The 20436-nt window shown below is 48.9% G+C and carries 21 protein-coding genes; 12 read left to right on the top strand and 9 right to left on the bottom strand.

Translation table 11 applies throughout. From position 1 onward, the window contains the following. Positions 1 to 127 precede the first annotated feature (127 nt). The 10 genes from ACHA8N_RS06215 (at position 128) to ACHA8N_RS06170 (ending at position 11367) form a co-directional block, all read left to right on the top strand. Positions 128 to 1000, top strand: a complete 873-nt coding sequence (locus ACHA8N_RS06215; RefSeq protein ID WP_393965109.1) for an SDR family NAD(P)-dependent oxidoreductase — start codon at positions 128 to 130, stop codon at positions 998 to 1000. Positions 1001 to 1227: 227 nt separating this feature from the next. Continuing rightward, positions 1228 to 1713 (top strand): GNAT family N-acetyltransferase, encoded by a 486-nt coding sequence (locus ACHA8N_RS06210; protein WP_393965108.1) that lies wholly within the window; start codon positions 1228 to 1230, stop codon positions 1711 to 1713. A 74-nt stretch (positions 1714 to 1787) separates the two neighbouring features. Continuing rightward, positions 1788 to 2837, top strand: a complete 1050-nt coding sequence (locus ACHA8N_RS06205; RefSeq protein WP_393965107.1) for an oxidoreductase — start codon at positions 1788 to 1790, stop codon at positions 2835 to 2837. Between the two features lie 173 nt (positions 2838 to 3010). Further along, positions 3011 to 4090: an SH3 domain-containing protein gene (locus ACHA8N_RS06200; RefSeq protein WP_393965106.1), complete on the top strand. Its 1080-nt coding sequence runs from the start codon at positions 3011 to 3013 to the stop codon at positions 4088 to 4090. 176 nt (positions 4091 to 4266) lie between these two features. Further along, complete coding sequence (locus ACHA8N_RS06195) at positions 4267 to 5937, top strand: DUF2339 domain-containing protein (protein ID WP_393965105.1); 1671 nt, start codon at positions 4267 to 4269, stop codon at positions 5935 to 5937. Between the two features lie 135 nt (positions 5938 to 6072). Next, positions 6073 to 6903, top strand: coding sequence for an iron uptake system protein EfeO (gene efeO, locus ACHA8N_RS06190; protein ID WP_147511081.1), 831 nt, complete (start codon positions 6073 to 6075; stop codon positions 6901 to 6903). Positions 6904 to 6906: 3 nt separating this feature from the next. Then, a complete protein-coding gene (gene efeB / locus ACHA8N_RS06185; RefSeq protein WP_393965104.1) occupies positions 6907 to 8148 on the top strand; it encodes an iron uptake transporter deferrochelatase/peroxidase subunit in 1242 nt (413 codons plus the stop codon). After that, positions 8132 to 9814: an FTR1 family iron permease gene (locus ACHA8N_RS06180; RefSeq protein ID WP_393965153.1), complete on the top strand. Its 1683-nt coding sequence runs from the start codon at positions 8132 to 8134 to the stop codon at positions 9812 to 9814. The genes efeB and ACHA8N_RS06180 overlap by 17 nt, the downstream gene beginning before the upstream one ends. Before the next feature lie 96 nt (positions 9815 to 9910). Then, positions 9911 to 10372, top strand: coding sequence for a general stress protein (locus ACHA8N_RS06175; protein WP_147511083.1), 462 nt, complete (start codon positions 9911 to 9913; stop codon positions 10370 to 10372). A 326-nt stretch (positions 10373 to 10698) separates the two neighbouring features. Further along, positions 10699 to 11367, top strand: a complete 669-nt coding sequence (locus ACHA8N_RS06170; protein WP_147511084.1) for a hypothetical protein — start codon at positions 10699 to 10701, stop codon at positions 11365 to 11367. Here the strand turns inward: ACHA8N_RS06170 and ACHA8N_RS06165 are convergent. After that, entirely contained in the window at positions 11353 to 12201 is an 849-nt protein-coding gene (locus ACHA8N_RS06165) for an alpha/beta fold hydrolase (protein ID WP_147511085.1), read from the bottom strand. The two genes, ACHA8N_RS06170 and ACHA8N_RS06165, sit on opposite strands and share 15 nt — an antisense overlap. A 113-nt stretch (positions 12202 to 12314) precedes the next feature. On the opposite strand from ACHA8N_RS06165, the gene ACHA8N_RS06160 reads away from it, so the two are divergent. After that, positions 12315 to 13319 carry a helix-turn-helix transcriptional regulator gene (locus ACHA8N_RS06160; protein WP_393965103.1) on the top strand — a complete coding sequence of 335 codons (1005 nt, stop codon included), beginning with the start codon at positions 12315 to 12317 and terminating at the stop codon, positions 13317 to 13319. 155 nt (positions 13320 to 13474) lie between these two features. Continuing rightward, entirely contained in the window at positions 13475 to 13801 is a 327-nt protein-coding gene (locus ACHA8N_RS06155; protein ID WP_147511087.1) for a hypothetical protein, read from the top strand. A gap of 224 nt (positions 13802 to 14025) precedes the next feature. On the opposite strand, the gene ACHA8N_RS06150 is transcribed toward ACHA8N_RS06155, so the two are convergent. From ACHA8N_RS06150 to ACHA8N_RS06115, 8 genes are all read right to left on the bottom strand, one after another. After that, positions 14026 to 15000, bottom strand: coding sequence for a hypothetical protein (locus tag ACHA8N_RS06150; protein WP_393965102.1), 975 nt, complete (start codon positions 14998 to 15000; stop codon positions 14026 to 14028). Next, the gene (locus ACHA8N_RS06145) at positions 14997 to 16043 is read right to left on the bottom strand and encodes a DUF58 domain-containing protein (protein ID WP_393965101.1); all 1047 of its coding nucleotides are present in this window, start codon (positions 16041 to 16043) and stop codon (positions 14997 to 14999) included. The genes ACHA8N_RS06150 and ACHA8N_RS06145 overlap by 4 nt, the downstream gene beginning before the upstream one ends. A 1-nt stretch (position 16044) precedes the next feature. Beyond that, the gene (locus ACHA8N_RS06140; protein ID WP_393965100.1) at positions 16045 to 16953 is read right to left on the bottom strand and encodes an AAA family ATPase; all 909 of its coding nucleotides are present in this window, start codon (positions 16951 to 16953) and stop codon (positions 16045 to 16047) included. Between the two features lie 149 nt (positions 16954 to 17102). Next, positions 17103 to 17318 (bottom strand): DUF3006 domain-containing protein, encoded by a 216-nt coding sequence (locus ACHA8N_RS06135; protein ID WP_147511091.1) that lies wholly within the window; start codon positions 17316 to 17318, stop codon positions 17103 to 17105. A gap of 15 nt (positions 17319 to 17333) precedes the next feature. Continuing rightward, positions 17334 to 18206 (bottom strand): ComEC/Rec2 family competence protein, encoded by an 873-nt coding sequence (locus ACHA8N_RS06130; RefSeq protein ID WP_147511092.1) that lies wholly within the window; start codon positions 18204 to 18206, stop codon positions 17334 to 17336. A 2-nt stretch (positions 18207 to 18208) separates the two neighbouring features. Then, positions 18209 to 18760, bottom strand: coding sequence for a histidine phosphatase family protein (locus tag ACHA8N_RS06125; RefSeq protein WP_393965099.1), 552 nt, complete (start codon positions 18758 to 18760; stop codon positions 18209 to 18211). A 71-nt stretch (positions 18761 to 18831) separates the two neighbouring features. Continuing rightward, positions 18832 to 19626, bottom strand: coding sequence for a DUF3307 domain-containing protein (locus tag ACHA8N_RS06120; RefSeq protein WP_393965098.1), 795 nt, complete (start codon positions 19624 to 19626; stop codon positions 18832 to 18834). Next, positions 19623 to 20270, bottom strand: a complete 648-nt coding sequence (locus ACHA8N_RS06115; RefSeq protein WP_393965097.1) for a hypothetical protein — start codon at positions 20268 to 20270, stop codon at positions 19623 to 19625. Before ACHA8N_RS06115 ends, ACHA8N_RS06120 begins: the two co-directional genes overlap by 4 nt. Between the last annotated feature and the right edge of the window lie 166 nt (positions 20271 to 20436).

Genomic DNA, 20436 nt, shown 5'->3' with positions numbered 1-20436 from the left:
CTTTAGTATACGTCATTCTTTTGCACCGATTCGGAAAAATAGTTTTCAAGAACATGTGTACAAATCCGAAAAAAAAGGAAAACAGGTAGCATATGGTATCACCGATCCGAAAAGAGGAGGCAGTTTCATGAATATTTGTGTGGTTACAGGAGCAAATTCCGGTATGGGCATGGTCACGATTCAAGCATTACTCGAACGTGGGGACCGGGTCATCGCGACCGTCCGCTCAGCCAAGAAGGCGACGTTACTCGTTCAATTGTTGCGCGAACATGGGGTCTCCCATACGAACTTGGAGGTTGAGATCGTCCAACTGGATCAACTGAACTCGGTCCGTCAATTTGCGGATCTGCTATTTGATCGAATCGGTCGCATCGACCGGCTGATTCTGAACGCCGGTGTCATGGTCCCACCGTACCACCGGACGAAGGACGGGTTCGAGTCTCAGTTCCAAGTCAATTACCTCAGCCACTTTTATTTAATTGAACGGTTGCTCCCGCTTCTTGAACAAGGGCAAGATCCCCGCGTCATCTCCATCTCGTCACTTGCCGGTGAAGGTGGGTTGATTCGGACGGACATCGAACTCGAAGCGATGGCGCATGTCAAAAAGGAACAATACAATCCGATGCGGTCATACCGGGAATCAAAATTGTTACAGATGGTGCACATGCGTGAACTGGCGGAACAACACGGAGACCGGGTGACGTTTGTCAGTGTCCATCCGGGCATCGTCAATACGGACTTATTCTATCGTGGAAAATACGGAAAAATGCTCAAAACCGTCTTAAAGCCAATTGCTCAAATCGGGTATTGGACAGGAAAATTGTATACGCCGGAATACGGAGCCAAAACGGCGTTGTACCTTGCAACGACGGATGACCGTCTTGAAAACGGAGGGTATTATGCGGATTCCGCACCGCGTCTCAGTAATCCGGTCGTCGAAGACGAGACCTACCGCCGACAAGCGCGACACCTCTCGAAACAATGGGTCGGGTTAACGTAACCAAAAAAGGTCTACCGACTCGTGGGGAGTCGGTAGACCTATGTTGTGCAGACTGGGGGTCTGATCACGCTCCTAGCATACAATATAGGAGTATATAATTTTGAAATATGAAAAAAATAACAAATTGATGCTGTTTTTTAAAATTTCCATGTAGTTTGTGCAAATCGGTTTTCTTCTATGTTCACTTTCGTTAGGATGAAGGAGAATTTTTTTTCAGGAGGACTACTATGATTCGACAAGCTACAACACAAGATGTAAAACAGATTGCGGCACTTCTCAGACATAAGGCCGAATTATTACAAGCAGGCGGAAGCGAACAATGGTCCGCGTATCTGAAGGCAGATCTGGACGCGCTCGTCGCAGCAGATTTTTCAGCAGGACGTTTGTACGTGTATGAACGGGACAGCCGGCTTCTTGGTTCGATTGCGCTGTTGCCTTCACTCGATTGGGATAAAGCCTTATGGGATGATGCGGAAGGTTTATATATTCACCGGATTGTCGTCAGTGAATCGGCAAAAGGATTGGGTGTCGGAAAACAGCTGATCCAGCATGTCATTGCTGTCGCGATAGCTGAACAGGAACGTCTCCGGTTGGATTGTGTCGCAACGAATTCGTTTTTAAATACGTATTATCCGTCCTTCGGGTTTGAAAGCCGGGGAATTCGTGACGGTTTTTCGACATATGAGTATCCGGTTGCCGTCCTTTCGCACTGAGACCCTCTTTAGTCAGGACAAGTGACGTGTGCTTTGGTATGGTTAGTAAAAAGAATGATTCGAGGAGTGATCAGATGCGTCTTCAGATTGGTTTCATCGGTTTTGGAAAAAGTACGACCCGTTATCATCTACCCTACGTCATGATTGAGGAAAATTTTGACGTGACGTGGATTTACAATCGAAAAGCAAAACCTGATCTCGAAAAAACGTATGCTGATCAGTTACCCGGCGTCCGCTTTACGACGGATCTCGACGCGATGCTGCGGGATCCGGAGTTGCAAGTCGTCGTCATCAATACACCACCCGCCACGCATTTTGCCTATGCCCTACAAGCGTTACAACACGGAAAACACGTCCTGGTCGAAAAACCGTTTACGGTGACGGAGCAGGAGACGACGCAGTTGTTCGAAGTCGCCAAGCAACAGGGAGTTAAACTGTTGGCCTATCAAAACCGGCGTTTCGACAGTGATTTTCAAGTCGTCGAGCAAGTCATCCGGTCCGGTAAACTGGGACGTCTCGTCGAAGTTGTCTCGCATTTTGATCTCTACCGACCGGAAGCGGCACCGGCCATCGCGACAAACGAGAATGGCGCATTGTACGGTCTCGGCGTCCATACGATTGATCAGATTGTCGCCTTGTTCGGAAAACCGGACCAAGTCGGCTATGACATCCGTTCGGTCCGCTTAGCCGGGAATCCGGATGATACGTTTGCACTTGATTTTTATTATCCGGAACTCAAGGTCAGTGTCCGGACGAGTCATGTCGCTTTAGCCGGTGCACCACGCTGGATGTTGCACGGGACAAACGGTACGTTCATCAAACAACACGTGGACCGGCAAGAGCTCGATCTGAAGGCCAACTACTTCCCGGGAGAAGAAGGCTTCGGAGAAGATTCGGAAGATGATTACGGGCGACTGCTGTATCATGATGACCACGGTCACTTGCAGGATGTCCGGATTCCAAGTCCGGTCGGTGATTACGGGAAGTTGTACCGGGCCTTTTACGACAGTATCGTCCACGATGCACCTTTACCTGTCACCGAAGACGAGACAAAGCTCGTCGCACATTTGATGGAACAGGGCTTTTCACAACCTTCTCCGTTCATTTTGAATGTTAAAAAATGAATTTTTTTCGATATCAATATAATTACATCTCAGCAATCTGTCTAGGCAGAGCTGAGATTTTTTGTTATAAAGGAAAAGATATCACGATTTTTCAGAATTTTCTTATGGAATATTGATTAATATTTCAAAAAGATGGGAAAACCTGTGTATATTACATCCAAAGGGGGTTTATCATGAAAAAAATCATTTCGTCCTTCATCATCGCGGGGGTGTTGATCGGCTTGTTTAGTCCGTCGCTCATCGCAGAAGCCGCCACGAAGTTGACCGTCACGACAGATGTGTTGCGTGTTCGCGAAAAGCCGTCGACGACAAGCAAGATTCTCGGAAACATTACGAAAGGTGCCGTCTACACGTCGAATGGCACATCCGGCAGTTGGTACAAGATCACGTATAAATCACGGACCGGTTACATACACAAGGACTATGTCCGAACGTCGACGACCTCGAAATATGCGTCGACCGGTGCCCGTTATACGACGGTTGGCACATTGAACGTCAGAACAGGTCCAAGTACAACTTCTAAAACGATTACGCAATTGAACAAAGGGGTCAAAGTGGCTTCATACGGCACATCCGGCAGTTGGACCCGTATTTTATACAACGGGAGCTACCGTTATGTCTCGACACAATACTTGACGAAGACTGCTCCAAGCAGTTCAACGAAACAATTAAACGTACCGTATTACAATCAGTACTCATTGGGTTATCCATCCGGTTGTGAATTCGTTTCGTTGAAAATGGCACTCGAGTACAAGAAAAAAGCGGTCTCTGCTGCTTCGCTGTACAATCAAATGCCAAAAAGCATGAAAAATGCCACATACAAAAACGGGAAATACTACTGGGCGGATCCGGAAAAGATGTTTACCGGAAATCCTGCCGGAACCCTCGATTATTACAAAAACTGGGGCATTTACCCGAAAGGCATCCTGCCGCTCGCGAAAAAATATCGGAGCGGGGCAGCCGATATCTCAAAACAAGGGGTCAGTAAGATCGAAAGTGAAATCCGGAGCGGAAATCCGGTCATCGTTTGGGCGACGGTTGATTTTAAAAATCCATATGGTTACTTCTCATGGATCAAGCCGGACGGCAAAACGTTTACAGGCTACCGTAACTACCACGTCATGCTCGTAACGGGTGTCTCAAGCAACTCGTTTACTGTGTCGGATCCATACCGTGGAAAATATACGGTCAGCCGGTCACAATTTACGTCTGTCTACAATACGACAGGACAATACGCCTTATCTGTCCGTTAATCTGTCTGCCGGTGAAGCTTTCCGCTTCACCGGTTTTTTTCTTTTGTATCCATAGGGATCAAGAGGTAACAGCGTTACGGATTTTAAAGAAATGGGAATTGATTAAAAAACGAGTAAAATAATAACAACCGCTCGGGGTTCACCCAGCACGTCATCCAGAAAGGACCGGTGAGAAGATGGATGAAACACGTTTGGAACAGCTTGAGCAAGAAGTCGCACAGTTAAAGGCACGACTCGATCGTTTGGAGCAACAACCGGCGGCAGACGCAGACATGAAAGGCGAACCGGTTTCTTCTGTCGCCCGTCCAGCCGTCCGTCCGGCGTTCGTCAAAAAGCAACGGACACCTGTCGTCAAGAAAGCCCGGACACGGGACGAGTGGGAAAATGTTTTGGCAACGGTCTGGTTACCGCGGATCGGGGCGATTTTTGCGGCAATCGGCGCGATTTTCCTGTTTTCGTACGCTTCCATGGCCGGTTTGATCAGTCCGGCAGTCCGGATCGGGAGCGGGGTCGTGATCGGACTGCTCGTCATGGCACTTGGTGAGTTTCAGTATGAGAAGAAACGGCGGGAGCTCGGTGTCGGGCTTGTTGCAACAGGAACGATTGTGTCCTTGTCCGCGTTATTCGCCGGTATGGCCTTATATCAATTTTATCCTCCGTTACTCGCATTTTTACTGGAAATCGTCGTACTCGCGATTGCGTACGGATTGATGTTGTGGATGCGGTCAACGGCGTTGTTGATTTTAGTCTCGATCACCGGCTTTTTATTACCGTTTCTCCAATTAACGGATGAGCCGAACGTCTTCTTGTTTTTACTGTATGAAGTCCTGTTGTTTACGGCATTGTTGTTTGCCGTTCTTCGTCTGCAGGCAGTCAAAGCATACCCGGTTACTGCCGGTATCTTTTTCCTGGCGTTGATTTTCGGCAGTCTCACTGTCAATTTTGAGACACGCCCCTTGATTGATGAAATCACCTTACTCACGGCATCCTTCATGGGCTATCTCGGTCTTGCATACGTTGGGACCAGACTTCCGATCACTTACAATTATCCGAGCTGGCTGGCGGGCGGGTTCGTCCTGCTCAGTCTGTCCGTGGTCGATTGGCCGTTTGTTTACGGACTCGCGGTTCTGTTTGCACTACTCGCTTACGTCGTCGCGAATCAAACGAAGGATGCGTGGCAAAACGGCGTTGGACATCTTGCTATCTTGTTTGCCATTTCGCAATTACCGGTCGATCCGCTGAGCTTCGGTGATCAATTTCGTTCGGCTCTATATGCCGTTACGATTGCCGGACTGTGGTTTATCAAACGGCAGGAAATGCCGTACCAACGCTTTTTCGGTGTTGCCGTATATTTGATGTTTGTCCTGTATACGATCGGTACGTATGAATCGTATCGGTTTAACGATCAGTCGTACGCAGTCTCCGTGTTCGGTTTGACGGTCGCGACGACCGCCTTCATTGTCTTGCTCGTCCGGACGCATGGGGAAGCAATCTGGCAGAAGTATTGGCAGGTCGTCTTATTTTTTGCAGCGGTCGGTGTCTTCGTGACCTATACGTTGATCGTGATGGAACTGCCGTTTTATGCCACGCTTGATCAGACGGATCGGAGCACGACGTTGTCTGTCGCCTACATCCTGTTATCGTTTGTCCTTGTAGCGATTGGTCGTGTCCGTGGAACGGCGGCCTGGCGTCTGTCGGGTCTGCTGTTGCTGACAGTCAGTGCCTTCAAATTGTTGTTGTTCGACTTATCATTCTTGTCTTTGATTCAAAAAGCCTTTGTGTTTATCGGCTTCGGAATCGTCGCATTTGTCATTTCGCGGACCTATTTTAAAAAACGCGACTCTTAAATCGTATGGAGTCCTCTGCCTGCAGACAGCATCCTCTACAGGCAGAGGATTTTTTTATCGAAATATATTGATAACGATTATCATTATCGACTATACTGATTGATGAACTTACTTAATAATCAGGGGGAACCATCCATGCGACATACAAAAACACTGACGATCGGACTATTATCGATGACGGCTTTACTGGCAGCATGTAATGAACAACCAACGCCAACAACACCTGCTGCGGCCAAGCCGGATCGATTCGAGCAAGTTGTTTCGGATTACCGGACATATGCGATTGCGGAACTGGAGCAATTTACGAAACAGACGGAAGCGTTCACGACAGCGGTCAAAGAAGGAGACTTGAAACAGGCGAAAGCACTTTATGCGCCAACACGGATGCATTATGAACGGGCGGAACCAATCGCGGAAGTATTCGGGGATCTTGACCCAAAAATCGATGCCCGTGAAGGGGACGTCAAAGCGTCGGAGTGGGGTGGCTATCACCGGATCGAGCAAGGATTGTTTGAAAAAGGAACAACAAAAGGATATGAAGACTATGCGGATCAATTGATGAAGGATGTCCATCTGCTCCGGGCAAAAGTCGAGACGGTTGAAGTGACGCCGGAACTGCTCGTCACCGGTGCGACCGACTTATTGAACGAAGTCTCGACATCAAAAGTCACAGGCGAAGAGGACCGGTATTCGCATACCGACTTATATGACTTCGCAGCCAACGTCCAAGGCGCCGAAAAAATTTATCAGTTATTGGATCCGGCGTTAAAAAAGCAGGATTCCGCGCTGTCGAAGGAAATTGCGGCCCGCTTCAACGATGTCAACACCTTGTTGGACGCCAAAAAGAAAGGTGACGGCTACGTCCTCTATACCGAATTATCGAAAGCCGACGTCAAACAATTGAGTCAAGCCATCAATGAGTTGGCAGAGCCGCTCTCGAAAATGGGCATCGTACTGGAGGGTTGATCGATGACACGAAACGCGATCGAAGAGGGCGTCACACGGCGTGACGTCTTAAAAGTAGCTGGATTGACCGGTCTTGGGGCTGCCCTCTATGCAAGCGGCATCGAACGTTTTTTACCGCGTGCCTTGACGGCTCAGGCGACGGACCAAGTCCCGTTTTACGGTAAATATCAAGCGGGTATTCTGACACCAGCTCAAAATCATGTTCAAGTGGTCGCTTTTGACGTCCAGACAACCCGGCGCGATGAGTTGATTGATCTCTTAAAACGTTGGACGCGGGCATGTGCCCGGTTGACAGCCGGACTGCCGCTCGGCGACTCGGACAGTGCGTATGTCCCGCCGGAAGATACGGGAGAGGCAGATGGACTGTCGGCGAGTCATTTGACGTTTACATTCGGCTGCGGCCGCAGTTTATTTACGGACGACCGGTTCGGAATCGGTCATAAACGTCCTGATCTTCTCCGGGAATTGCCGGTCTTTGACCTTGATCAGCTGGATCCGAAATGGTCGGGTGGTGACCTTGTCGTCCAGATTTGTGCCGACGATCAACAAGTCGTGTTCCATGCCTTACGAAACTTGACTCGGATCGGTCGGGGCGTCGTCAAAATCCGCTGGACCCAAGCCGGTTTTCAACGGTCAAAGGTGGCGGATGCGGCAGGAGGGACACCTCGGAATCTCTTCGGATTCAAGGATGGAACCGGTAATCCGGACTCGTCGCAGGCTTCCGTCCGGAATCAACACCTCTTTTACCAATGGCAGGACGGCTCGCCGTGGTTGACGAACGGCAGTTTTCTGGTCGTCCGCCGAATTCAGATGCATCTCGAGGTCTGGGACCGGACAATCCTGAAAGAACAGGAGCGGACCTTCGGACGGGAACGCGCATCCGGAGCTCCGCTCGGATCCAAAGAAGAGTTTGCTGCGGTGACGCCAAGCCAGCGGACGGCGCGCGGTGAAGCACCACTTCCAAAAGATTCACACACCGCGGTCGCACACGGATCAGGAACAGAACAGTTGTTACGCCGCTCCTATTCCTACCAGGCGGGCATCAATGAAACGACCGGAGCCCTCGATGCCGGACTGTTATTTTTATCATACCAACGGTCACCGGAACAGTTCGTCACCATCCAACGACGGTTGGCGGCGTCCGACCGCTTAAATGAATACATTACCCACCGTGGCAGTGCTGTTTTTGCCTGTTTCGGCGGGATTCAAAAAGGAGGCTACATCGGTGATGCGCTCTTTGCTTAACGTGTTCATGACGGTACTCCTTTGTACGACCGTCGGAATTTCGGTTGTTCATGCGGATTCGAAAACCGATGCGCTCTACGTCTCGATTGGTCAAGCCCTGTCGGCAGCCAACGATCAGGACCGGAGCAGTCTTAAGACTGCACTGCAGACGCTTGAGCAGCAGGTTGACCGTTTACCGGTCTCTGCCGAGCAAAAGGTGATTCAACAACGATTGACGGCCGTACAAAAGCAGACCTCTCTGCCGGCAGTCAGACAGCAGCTGACGAAACTGTCGACGGCTGTCCGTGCACTGGAAGAAACGGGACGTCCGAAATCAGATCCTGCTGCTGAAAAACGGCTGACAGAGTTGTTTACTTGGACGAAGCAGCTCAGACATGCTGGATCGATGTCCGAACGGAAGAAGCTACAGTCCGATTTACTGGCGGCCTGGACCGACCGCGAAACGGTTGTCCGAGAGACGAGCATCGGACATTACGGTCAAGTCGAAATGGGATTGTCCGCGATCCGGATTGCTTTGGCACGTGAAACATTTGATCCATCGGAGCTGAATCAAGCACTGGATCAGTTTGATGCGAGTATCCGCTCCTTCCTGCAAGGGGATGCCGTTGAAACGGTGAAGCAGACGGGACTCGCTGAACTGGTCGCGTTACTCAAACAAGCGGATCAGCAACTCGAGGATCAGGATATACCGGCAGCCGAGAAGACACTGACAACATTTATTAAGCGTTGGCCGAGCGGGGAAGGGGAAGTTCGTACGCGGAGCAGTTCTTTATATACGACGATTGAATCAGATGTGCCTGTTCTGTTGTCGCGTTTAGATGAAACGACGATGGAGTCCACCCGGACCGACTTGGCACCAATCATTACCTCACTTCAAGTGTTGACAGAGAAAACCACGTACTCCTTTATTGATGCCATGTTCGTCATGTTGCGGGAAGGTCTGGAAGCATTGCTGATCATCAGTGCCCTCGTCGCATTCACCCGGAAAGCCAAGCTCGCGGGTGAACGTCTCATATGGAGCGGGGCTGTCATGGGGTTAGTAGCAAGCGGAGGATTGGCCTTATCGATTCAACGTTTCTTCTCAACAGCGCTTGCTGCGGTCGGTCGGGAACAGATCGAAGGCTGGACGGGGCTCCTCGCCGTCTTTATGATGCTGCTGGTGGGATCATGGTTGCATACGAAAACTGCTGTTTCCTCAAGACAGACGGAACTGGCGGCATCATTTGCCGGTCATTCCTTGTTTGCGGTCAGTTTTTTGACGATTTTCCGAGAAGGCGCTGAGACGCTGTTATTTTATGCGGGAATGGCGCCTGCGATGACGCCTGTCGCCTTGTCTGGCGGAATTGGTGCTGCGATTCTTGTGATTACGCTCGTTTCCATTCTTGTGATCTATTGGGGTGTCCGTCTGCCGGTTCAGCGGCTGTTTTTAGCGGCGACCTGTCTGATTTATCTGATGGCGTTTAAGATTCTTGGAGCCAGTCTGCATGCCTTGCAACTGACGGGAATCGTGCCGATACACGTCGCGCCATACGTGCCGACGGTTTCTTGGCTCGGTTTTTATCCTACGTATGAGACGCTGATCCCTCAAATTGGATTATGTGTCCTCATCGGACTGACGGTGTTATGGAAACGCCGTACTCCGGCACGACTGCAAAAGGTCGTTTGATTCGTTTTTTAGATGCATGTTTTATTCATTATGTTTCGGGAATAACTTTATATCGAGAGTAAACACAGTTGGCTCGCATAAAGGAGAGGAAACAAAATGATTGAAACACGAATCGTACGAAATATGACGGCCGTTGATGCGGAAGTGACTAGCTTAAAATCAAGCGGTTATTCGAATAAACAAATTTACATTTTCGCGAAGGATGAAGAATTGGCGGAACGAATTGCGAATGATACACAAACACTTGCGTACCGCGTGACGAAAAAATCATTTTTCGAAACGTTGATGGCGACCGTCCGCAGTAACCGGAAAGATCGGATTGCCCAGTTGTCAGAGCTCGGAATGACGAAAGACGTCGCCGAGGATTTGGAAGACGAAGTTCGCCATGGTCGAATCGTCATAGTCGGTTCAAAGTCAGATCTTCTGAATCCAGCGTTTGCCGCATCTTATGTAACAGACGAAACGACAGAGTACGGTGCCGGTGTTCCGAAACTTGAAGAGGAAGAGACGACAACAACGTTGCCCGCTGATCAAAATGTCAAAGTAGATAAAGACTGATGCACTAAAAAGGAGGATGCCGCCCGCATCCTCCTTTTTAGGTGATATTTCGTATGTCTAATACCCCTGTTAAGACCGGGGTCTTTTCCGGAGCGCTGTAAGTAATACGTCGCTCTCCTTCCAACGGCATCATTTAAAGATCCTGAACGTGTAAAGATCCTGAACGTGCTGCAATCAAAACAAAATATTCCCTGATTACTTTTGACGTAAACCTTCTTAAGCGAAAAGTGAAAGGCATGATAGTATTCGATCAAGTGGATGGTTTTGAATGTCCGATTTGCGGCAAAAGACAAGAAGCATGCCAGGAACAGAGGAGGAACTGTCTGATGGAACGAAGTACATTGATCGCCCTTGAAAAACATTTATACGCCAGTCAATTAGAACTGGACGGTTTAGCCCGGTTGATCACGAAACAATTGATGCAACTCAGTCAAGTTGCAGGTTCTGTGGAGCATTTCCGACGGATGAGCTTTGACCTGTACCGAAAACGGGAAGCGCTTGATCGAATTGCTCCTCAGGTGTTGTATGAAACAGCACTTGATTATGAAGATTTTTTGGAAGAAGAATTCGATGAAATCCCGCTTTCTTGGGCACTTCGTCAGGATGAAGCGGAAGCACTCGATCAATTGTGGTGGTTTGAGTTTTTCCGGATTCAAGCGGACGTCGAAGATTGGTTGAGTCTGTACTTGATTCGCCGGATTCGGGAAGATATCCGGTATGTCCCGCCTGTCATTGAAAAGAACGCGTACGCGCTGTCGGATGATGCGCGGCAAGTCTTTTGGCGGTTGCTACAACGTTCTGTTGCTAAACCGTCTTCGAAAATCAAAGCCAATCAATTGTCCTGTCGCATGGGGATATCGGAAATTGCCCGATACGCCCGCTTTAATTTAGAACGGACCCAACTCGCAATCGAAGAGTTGACTGCACGAGGCATCATTTCGATTGAGGAAGAGGATGAGAAACTAAAATTACGCGTGCGGCTACAAGTGATTTAAGGCAATGAACCGTTCAATCATCCGTTCATCACGGCGGGCGGACGGTCCAATCCAAATTAAATGTCCGGGACTGTGTGATTCGATGAACTGGGCATGTGCGATCGCCCGTCGCGCGTAAAGCGCATGTTCAAACGGAACCGCCCGGTCTGCTTTCGAGTGGACGATCAAGACAGGGCAGGTGATGGTTTGTAAAAGCGGACGGTCAATCTGTTGTGTCAAATCAAACAAGACGCCCCGCCCGGGTCCATTCTGGAGTCCGACTTGATACAGTAATTGTTGGTCGGTGCCGGATAGCTGCCGGCGGATGTCGTCACGTTGCAACAAACTGGTCATCTCGACCATTCGGACAGAAGCCTCTTGCGGAAATTTCGTCAATTTATCTTTTACGTAATACCACAATAACTGTTGAGCGACTTGCAATGGCCGTTGCAGAAACGGTTTTACAAGCCAAGTCTGATAAGGAAGCGAGATTTGATGCGTCATGGCACATGCAAGTACAAGAGCGCTTACGGCCGGGTTATGACTGGCTAGTGCAATTGCGGTCGGTCCACCGGCTGAGATGCCGTACACGGTATAGCTTGTAATCTGTCGGGACAGCAGCCATTCCCGATAAAATGCCGCCAACTCGACGGGAGAAGCGGCGACGTCTAATGAGGTTTTTCCATAGCCTGGACGTGACGGGACGATCACCCGGTAACCGGCATCGATCAACCGTTCGACATGATACACTTCCCGGTAATCGGACTGTGTTCCATGAATCAACAAAACAACGGGACCGCTTCCACTGTCCCTGTAATCAAACCGGTGATTCTTCCAATCAGCAATATGTTGCATCCAAATTCTCCTATCTCTTAAAAATTTCCATATTATTGTTATTGTTTTTTCCTGTTTAAGGTATAATTCAATTATAATCAAATATCTTATGGATAGGAAATGAGGATACGCCTGTGTCAAATGAAAAATTATCCAACCGTGACCGGTTGTTGGCAGTTCGAGAAATCTTTGAGCATTATTCGGATGAAGAGCATACCTTGACTTTGGAAGAACTTAGCATAGAGTTGTCCAAGCGGGGGCTGATTGAGAAGTTATCACGTAAATCACTAAAAGAAGATATTGCAGCACTCATAAAGTCCGGATTTGATATCCGTGCGGAAGAAACGAAAAACGGATTGGCAATTCCATATCATCTGGTCAGCCGTCCGTTTGAACAACACCACCTCCGGCTGTTGGTAGACGCAATCGCAAGTGCCAAATTCATTTCAGAAAGTGAAACGGAGATACTTGTTCAAAATATCCATACTTTGACGAGTAAGCGCCTTGCCGAAACATTAACTCCCGTCATACATACTGTCAAAAAACCGAAAGGCGTCATTCCTTTTTCAATTGATACGATCCAAAAAGCCATCACCGGAAAAGACATCATCAGTTTTCAATATCAGGGTAAATTTAATGAGCGGACGCGGAAGTTCGAACTCCGAAAAGACGGGGATTACTATCTCGTCGCACCGGCACATCTGATTGTTGACAACGGGAACTATTATTTGATTGGTCGCGACGAACGAGTCAATGAAATCCGGACCTATCGCGTCGACCGTATCGTCAATTGTAATGTGTTTGAACCGATTGAGACACCTGTAGTTGTCGACTCCTCGTATTTGAGCAGCATGTTCAATATGTATGGTGGGGAGCAGGAACAATTGACGTTGAAGTTCCATGAGCATGTCATGCCGACCGTGGTCGACCGATTCGGAACAGATATCCGCTGTCGTCGGTTAGAAGGGCAGTGGTTTGAAGTCAAAGTGAGTGCGTTGTTCTCACAAGGATTTATGATGTGGTTGATTCAGTTTGCAGAGCAGGCTGAAATCGTTGAACCCGCAGCATGCCGGGAGGCTTTTAAAAATAAAGTCCTTGAACTCGCGAAAGTGTATCAAACGCCGGTTGCGTCACGTTAATTCCAAAACAGAAACGACAAAAAGACGTGTAGATTTTCGGAAATAGAAAAGCTGCTCTTTTTGTCGTTTTTTGTCGTATATTCATATTTGAATATTTTTAAGACGTTTTTCCGATTACCATTAAGGATATCTTATTTTTTTGCAGGAGGGACGTCATGCAACAAATGGAAAAACAACGGACAGGAAGTGTGATTGCGGTCGTATCATACCTCTTCTTTATTTGTTTATCGTATACTTTGTGGTATTTATTATCGATTTTTGCCTTTAATATATTGTTTAGCTCAGAACTTCTCATGTCGATGGATCTTGTGGTGTTCGGATTCAGTCCTTTATTCGCTCTCGGTATTACGATATTTTCCTTGAAGATGTTGAAGCGATACAGCCAACCTAAGTTTTCTCCGTACATACTTGTGGTGTATAGTGTCTTGACTAGTGTCTTGATCTATTACTCTGTTCTTTATTCGATACTGCCCCGGATCTGATGAAGCTTGCATGGTCTCGCCTTTTGGAATATGCTACCTGTAGAGTATCAGCATGTCTTGGAGGAGGGGATACGATGAATACACAGTATATCCTGGACTGGATGCCACTCGTGCTTCCGGTTGCTGCCATCGTTTTTATTGTCATCATCGCGCGTAAAGCGTCTAAAATTGATTCTAAATAACAAGAAGAAGGTGTTCCGGTGTCGGAGCACCTTCTTTTTGGTTCAGCGTTCGATTTGTTCCCGGACATATTTCCGGAACAGTTGCAGATCGTACGCCGGCTCACTGCGGCTGAATTCAATCCCGTCGAGAAGACGTGCATGGGAAGCGGCTTCCGGAAACTCGATCCGCGTCAACCACTCGACGGTTGTTTCATCATGACGGCGCGGAAAAGCCTGTTCGAGTTGCGAGGCGATTTTCAAGAGCGGATGCTGACTGTGTTTTTTGACAGGAGGCGGTTGCTTCGTCACCGTCATGCGGACGACCGGTTCTGCTTCCGTTGTGATGACTTGTCGTTTTCGAATCAAATAGAAGGTGATACCGACGGCGAGAATCGCCAAGACAATCCCTGCCATGTTCAGATAAAACAGCGTGTCGGAACTCATGCTGGCCGCCTCTAGACTTTTCTGCGGAGCAATGTTGGCTACATCGGTCGCATTTTTCGCCGTCTTTTGATCAATCCGTTCTGCGAGCGGCAATGTCCAGGTAAAGAGTGAGCCGAACGCCTCAAGTGCCGGACGGGTCAAGTTCGCAACAGAACCAAACAGGGTTTCTTTAAGCAATCGAATCAAGATGACGAGGACGAGACTGCCCCCGAGAAACAACGAGACATTTGCAATGATTCGGCGCCATTCTACGAGATGTTGTCTTAAGAATGGAATTGCCCATAATAGACCTAGTAGAAGATAGGTGCCTAACGGCGGAGAAAGTCCGGGGAACAACAGGCATAACCCGCTCATTCCCGTCGCACTGATGGCAAACTTGTAAGGATAATCGACGGTCTCGAGTCCTGCACCGAAGGCAATGGCAAGTAACAGCAACATACTGATCAGCGGAGAGACGAATAGAAACGCAATCGCCGCTGCAAGTTGCAGTCCAATCCGGATGTTGCGTGCTGGGATTGCTGCAAGCAACGGAAAAATCAGAATGACGAGTGGTGCTGGTAACAGACTGATGATGAGAATCCACCAAAGAATCATGCGCTCGCCCCCTTATGCCGATGCCCAAGATGAATTTCTGCTGTCGTCGAGGGAACAGTCCGTTGGAGACGTTTTGTAAAATAGCGGCGCTCGAGCGGCAGATCGTATTCCGATATCCGGGCGAGGCATTCCATCGTCCGCAGAAACTGGTCTTTTCCTTTTCCAGAGGGAACGTGATACCACTGTCCCTCCCGGTTGACCATCGAAATCCATAAGCTGTATGACGCCCCTTGTTTTTCAAGTTCTCGGATAATCGTCGCAGCACGGGAGAGTAATTTTTCAAAATCACCGCGTAAGGCTAAACCGTCCGCGGAGAGACCGTCAATGATGACCGCATAATCATGGTTGCGCATCCGATCATATTGATAGGAATAGAGTTCTCCGGTCTTTGCATAAGCAGACCAATAGATCGTCTTCGCATCGCCTGCATACGGTACGACGGAATGAAAGCTCGAGCGGTCCGTAAACGGACTTGACCGGTCAATCGTCTCGCCGGGAATCTGACGTTCGTTCCATTCGACCGATGCCGGCGCAAAATCAGGGAAAACATGACCGAGTTGTTGGATTGGTAATGTCAAGTACAGCGTCATCAGATGGAACGGATCGGAAATCATGATATCAAGCGACTGGATGCGAATCGTTCCCCGTTTGGCTGCCGTGACGTTGATTTGAAACGGCACGTTAGCCTGACGCGGTACAAAGACATGTTTCCGCCAAAACTGGCTGCTGGCATCTTCGATTCGGACTTGTTCCCCGAGAAGGCCAGACATGGTCACCTTTCCAAGTGAAAACCGTGTCGGATTATGAATTTCGAATGGGATGACGAGTGCATCGTCCCGGAAAGCCCGAACCGTTTCGACGAGCCGGACGCTCACGCGTTCTCCAAGGTACTCAAGATATCTTGGTAAGAGATAACCGTACAACGTGTACGCGACGAGTAGTGTCGCAATCAGGATTGAACCGTACAGTGTACAAATGCCGGCCGCGACGGCAATCCAAAATAAAATCATCGGATGAAAGGACTTCGGTGTGATCAATTGCATGTTACACCTCAGTCGGAACAGTCAACGACTCCAAAATCTGTTGGACCAAACGACCATTTGTCATCTTTAGCGTTGCTTCGAGCGTCAGAACGAGCCGGTGGGCAAGCAACGGATTCGCCAGTTGCTTAATGTCTTCTGGGGTAACATACGTCCGGTCATGCATCCAGGCCCGTGCTCTTGCAGCTTGCAGAAGCGCCAGAGTAGCTCGGGGGCTTGGACCGATTTCAACGTCCCGATGCGCCCGTAAGCCATCACAGACGTCAAGGAGGTAGTCTTCGACGGTATCTTCGATCGTGACAGCCCGTACTTCTTGTTTCCAGATATTCAGTTGCTCAAGCGGCAGTTGGAATGTACTTGGTTGTAAGTGAACCCCCTGCAACAAAGCTTTTTCAACCCGTCGATCGAGCGGTGCAAACGACAATTTAAACAAAAAGCGGTCGAGTTGTGCGTGGGGGAGTGGAAACGTCCCCTGACCGTCAAACGGATTTTGAGTCGCGATGACTAAAAAATGTTGCGGTAACGTATAAGAGGTATCTCCGATCGTGACCTGTGCTTCTCCCATCGCTTCTAGCAAGGCGGACTGCGTCCGCGGCGTCGTCCGGTTGATTTCATCGACAAGAACGATGTTTGCGAACAGCGGACCAAACCGTTGTTCGAACGAACCGGTCAATGGATTAAACAATTCCATTCCAAGCAGATCGGTCGGTAACGTATCTGCTGTACATTGGACGCGGGAAAATTTCGCATCGAGTGTGTTGGCAAGTGATTTAGCAAGCGTCGTCTTTCCGGTACCCGGCCGGTCTTCGAGTAATACGTGACCTTCCGACAATAGACCGATCAGCAGATGATCTATGACATGTTCTTGTCCGAGGACCGCTTGCTTTAAGTTCGTTCGTAATTGTTGGAACATGGATAAATCCCCCTTTTTGTTTACTATTTCTAAAGTTTACGAAAATTCAGATAAAACTGCCAGTAATTTAAGCAGGTTTCCTAGAATTACTGGTTTGACTAGGAGAGAAACAAAAAAATCCTTGACCACGGACGGTCAAGGAACGGCACTCAGTCTTCAAACAGTTCATCCATTAAGTCATCGATTTCCTGACGACGGTTGTTCGTTTCCTCCCGGAGAATCCGGATTGAACGACCGCGCCATTCGAGCCAGTCTCCTATTGTTGCGGCATGAGGCAGACGCACGCGGGGAACTTGAATCGTTTCACGATGCTCTGTCTCACAAATCGCCTGTTCTCCGTCAAATTCGGTGATAGTCATCTTCATCGTGCACTTTCTCCTTTACTCGGGACGTAAGTCGGTCCGGCTTTTGACTTGAATCATCTGACCGTCTGATGTGTACTGAATGGTACCCGTCCGGTCTGTCCGGTCCATTGTGATGCTTTCCGCTGCCAGAGCGTTCATGACGGTCGGACGTGGATGATCGTAAGCATTGCCTTCACCGGCTGAAATCAACGCACGCGCGGGATGGACCGCTTGTAAGAACGGGATCGAGGAGGACGTATCGGCGCCATGATGACCGATTTTTAAAACGTCGGCCTTTAAATCAATCCCGGAGTCGAGTAAGTCCTGTTCCGTTCGAATCGGAGCGTCACCCATGAAGAGAAAGGTGTTATCCTGATGAACGAGCTGGACGACCGCGCTCCAACTGTTTAAATCACTTGTCCCGTCACGGAGTGGGGCGAGTAACTTTAAACGAATGATCTCACTCGGAATCACGACCCCGGCCTTAGCCGTTTTGATGGTCACGCCTTGCCGTTTGACTGCGAGTAGAAAATCACGGTAGGTTTCTGTCGTGTGATTGACACGTGGGGCATAGACGTGATCGACAGGCAGAGCATCAAGGATTGTATCCAGTCCGCCGATATGGTCTGCGTCCGGATGCGTCGCGATGACTGCCGTTAAGCGGGTGATGCCAAGCGTCTTGAGGTAGCGGACAACATCGTCCCCTTTCCCGTTGTTCCCGCCGTCAATCAGAATCGTGTCGTTTTTCGTCTGAATCAATGTACTGTCGCCTTGACCGACGTCAAAACCATAGACGTTGAGGACGGAATCCGTATCCGGACGATCACCAGGTAGCGGTTCATCGTCGCGTGTCATATAAAAGACGACAATCAGACACAAGGCAAGCAGCAGAACGGAACCCCATTTCATGTCTATCCCTCCCGTTTCTCAAACAGATACAACATGCCGTTACGGGGATGACCGAAGCGGGGACCGACGTATCCTCGTTTTTTTAATGCAGTCCGCATCAGGATCATCATCCCGCCGTGCCCAACGAGTAAAATACGTTCGTGTTCCTTCTGTTCAAACGTCAATTGGTTTAACAGGATCGTAATTCGCTCGTTGGCATCCTTGATTTCTGCTTGAATTCGTTTGCTGAATGGAGCGACAAGTCGTCCGATCAACGCCCAGGCGAGAAAGGGTAAACGGATCTTTGAGCGGATGGTCGGGAAGGGTACTTCGCGTAATAAGTCCGTCACGATGATATCGTCTTCATAAACGCTTTCCGCTGTTTGGACGGCGCGTGGCATGCTGCTCGCGTAACAAATCGTCCAGTCGATGTTTCCCAGTTCAACCGGTTGGACATCAATCGTCGAGACGTCATAACGCTCAATCCAGGCTTCGATATCGGCTGCGCTGATCCAACCTTTAGTCGGGTAACCTTCCGTTACCCGGTGGTGTCTGACTAATCCAATCTGTTTCATGATTTTGCGACGGTCTTTTGTGTCAAGAAACCGTCCACCTCTCTTTCTCTCTATCGTCTTGTCTCGCTGCATTATAGAGCAAGGCGGATGGCCATACCGCACAGCAAGGCACCGAGAATGCTTAATAAACTGCCGATGATATAATATTCCGCAAATCGACGGTCGTCAAACTGTTTAAAGCGGGCTAATGCCTTCAAGGCAATGATGAATCCAATGGCGCCCGTTGCATTCACTGCCACCAAACAGACGATGATGGCCCGTTCGACAAGTCCAATATAGCGGCCGACACCGTTAATTTCCGTCGTATAGCTACGGGCGGAATCTTCGACCTCATGGGTGACGGAACGCTTCAGACCGTCCAGTTGTTCTTTCCGTGTGACCTTTCGTTCAAAATGCGATTCAATCAAGCGGGGGGCAAAGGGTGCAAGAAGCGGGGCAATTCCGCGTCCGACCAGTTCGGTCGCAATCAGGCCCCAGACGCTGATCCATAGGATTTGATCCGGTAACGTAAACGATGTCGGCCAAACAACGGGTGTCAAATACACGACGAGGCCTGTCACAATCCCGATATGGAGCAACTGATCGACCCAAAAGGCAACGGCCGGATGCAACAGACGTTTTAAGGGCGAACCGTCCAGTAAGGCATGTGTCCCGATGATACCACCGCCGATGATACAGGCAGTCGGTCCATTCATGTCATTCATCTGGTAGAAGATTCCGAGGACGACAGCTGTCCCGATGCTATGTATCGCGAGATGTTCGAGTAATACTCGGAGCTTGCGTTGTTTGGACTTCGCCATCCGTTGACTCTGTAACGGGAAGTCCGCCAGCAGGTGTACGAGGAGCAGGCTTAACAGTAGAGTCATCCGATCGCCTCCCAGACTTGCAGCTGCTTTAAGGCGTCGATCAACGCTTTTTCGAGGCGCTTACGTTGTTTACGTTGGGAACGCGCCACAAGTTTCGCAACATTCATCCGGGCATCTTTTTCGTGAAAGCCCATCTTCAAGCCAATTTCTTCATAGGTGGCGTCCGGATGCTGATCCATCAGCCGGTGCAATTCGATTTGTCGGTCTGTTTTACCGAAATAAGCAGGATACAGCATCTCGATATAACCGTTCAGCAGGGCGGTCGGCAAATAGGGTGGTCCGGCAAAGGAAATCCGGTTTGCGGTCTGTTTTGCCGCTTCCTGGGCCTCAAAAGCGAAAATAAGGGCACTCCCGTTTGCTTCATCAGCATGTGTCGTCGATAACGTCTCATATTGACCGAATCCAATCCCGATATAACCGTTTAACGGTTGATTCAGCAGCATCAATATAAGCGGATAACTGACGGCATATTCGTTGAATACGCCAAGCAGACTATCACCGGACTTGATTTGAAACGGTACGAGTGCTGTCGGGAATGCACGGTTCAACTGATCGGCTAATCGGTGCAGATCGGTTAACAATTGTTCTTTACTCGAATAGGCACGGGAATTTTGAATATCAAATGAAATCGCAACAGCTTGCATACACATCCTCCTTGTTACCGAAAATACGGTTACTTATCGGTTGTTACCGTTATAAAGGTAACAAATAGTTTGTTACTGTATTTAGAGTAACAGGGAAGGAAGTAAAAACAAAGAACAATCAAAAAATTTTATTTTTTCGATAAGTTAACATAACATATATTATCAA

Origin of the sequence: Exiguobacterium sp. S22-S28 (assembly GCF_043359615.1) — a bacterium.
Taxonomy (GTDB): Bacteria; Bacillota; Bacilli; order Exiguobacteriales; family Exiguobacteriaceae; genus Exiguobacterium_A.
Note: the sequence above shows the minus strand (reverse complement) of the source record. Positions and strands in the feature narration are given on the sequence as shown.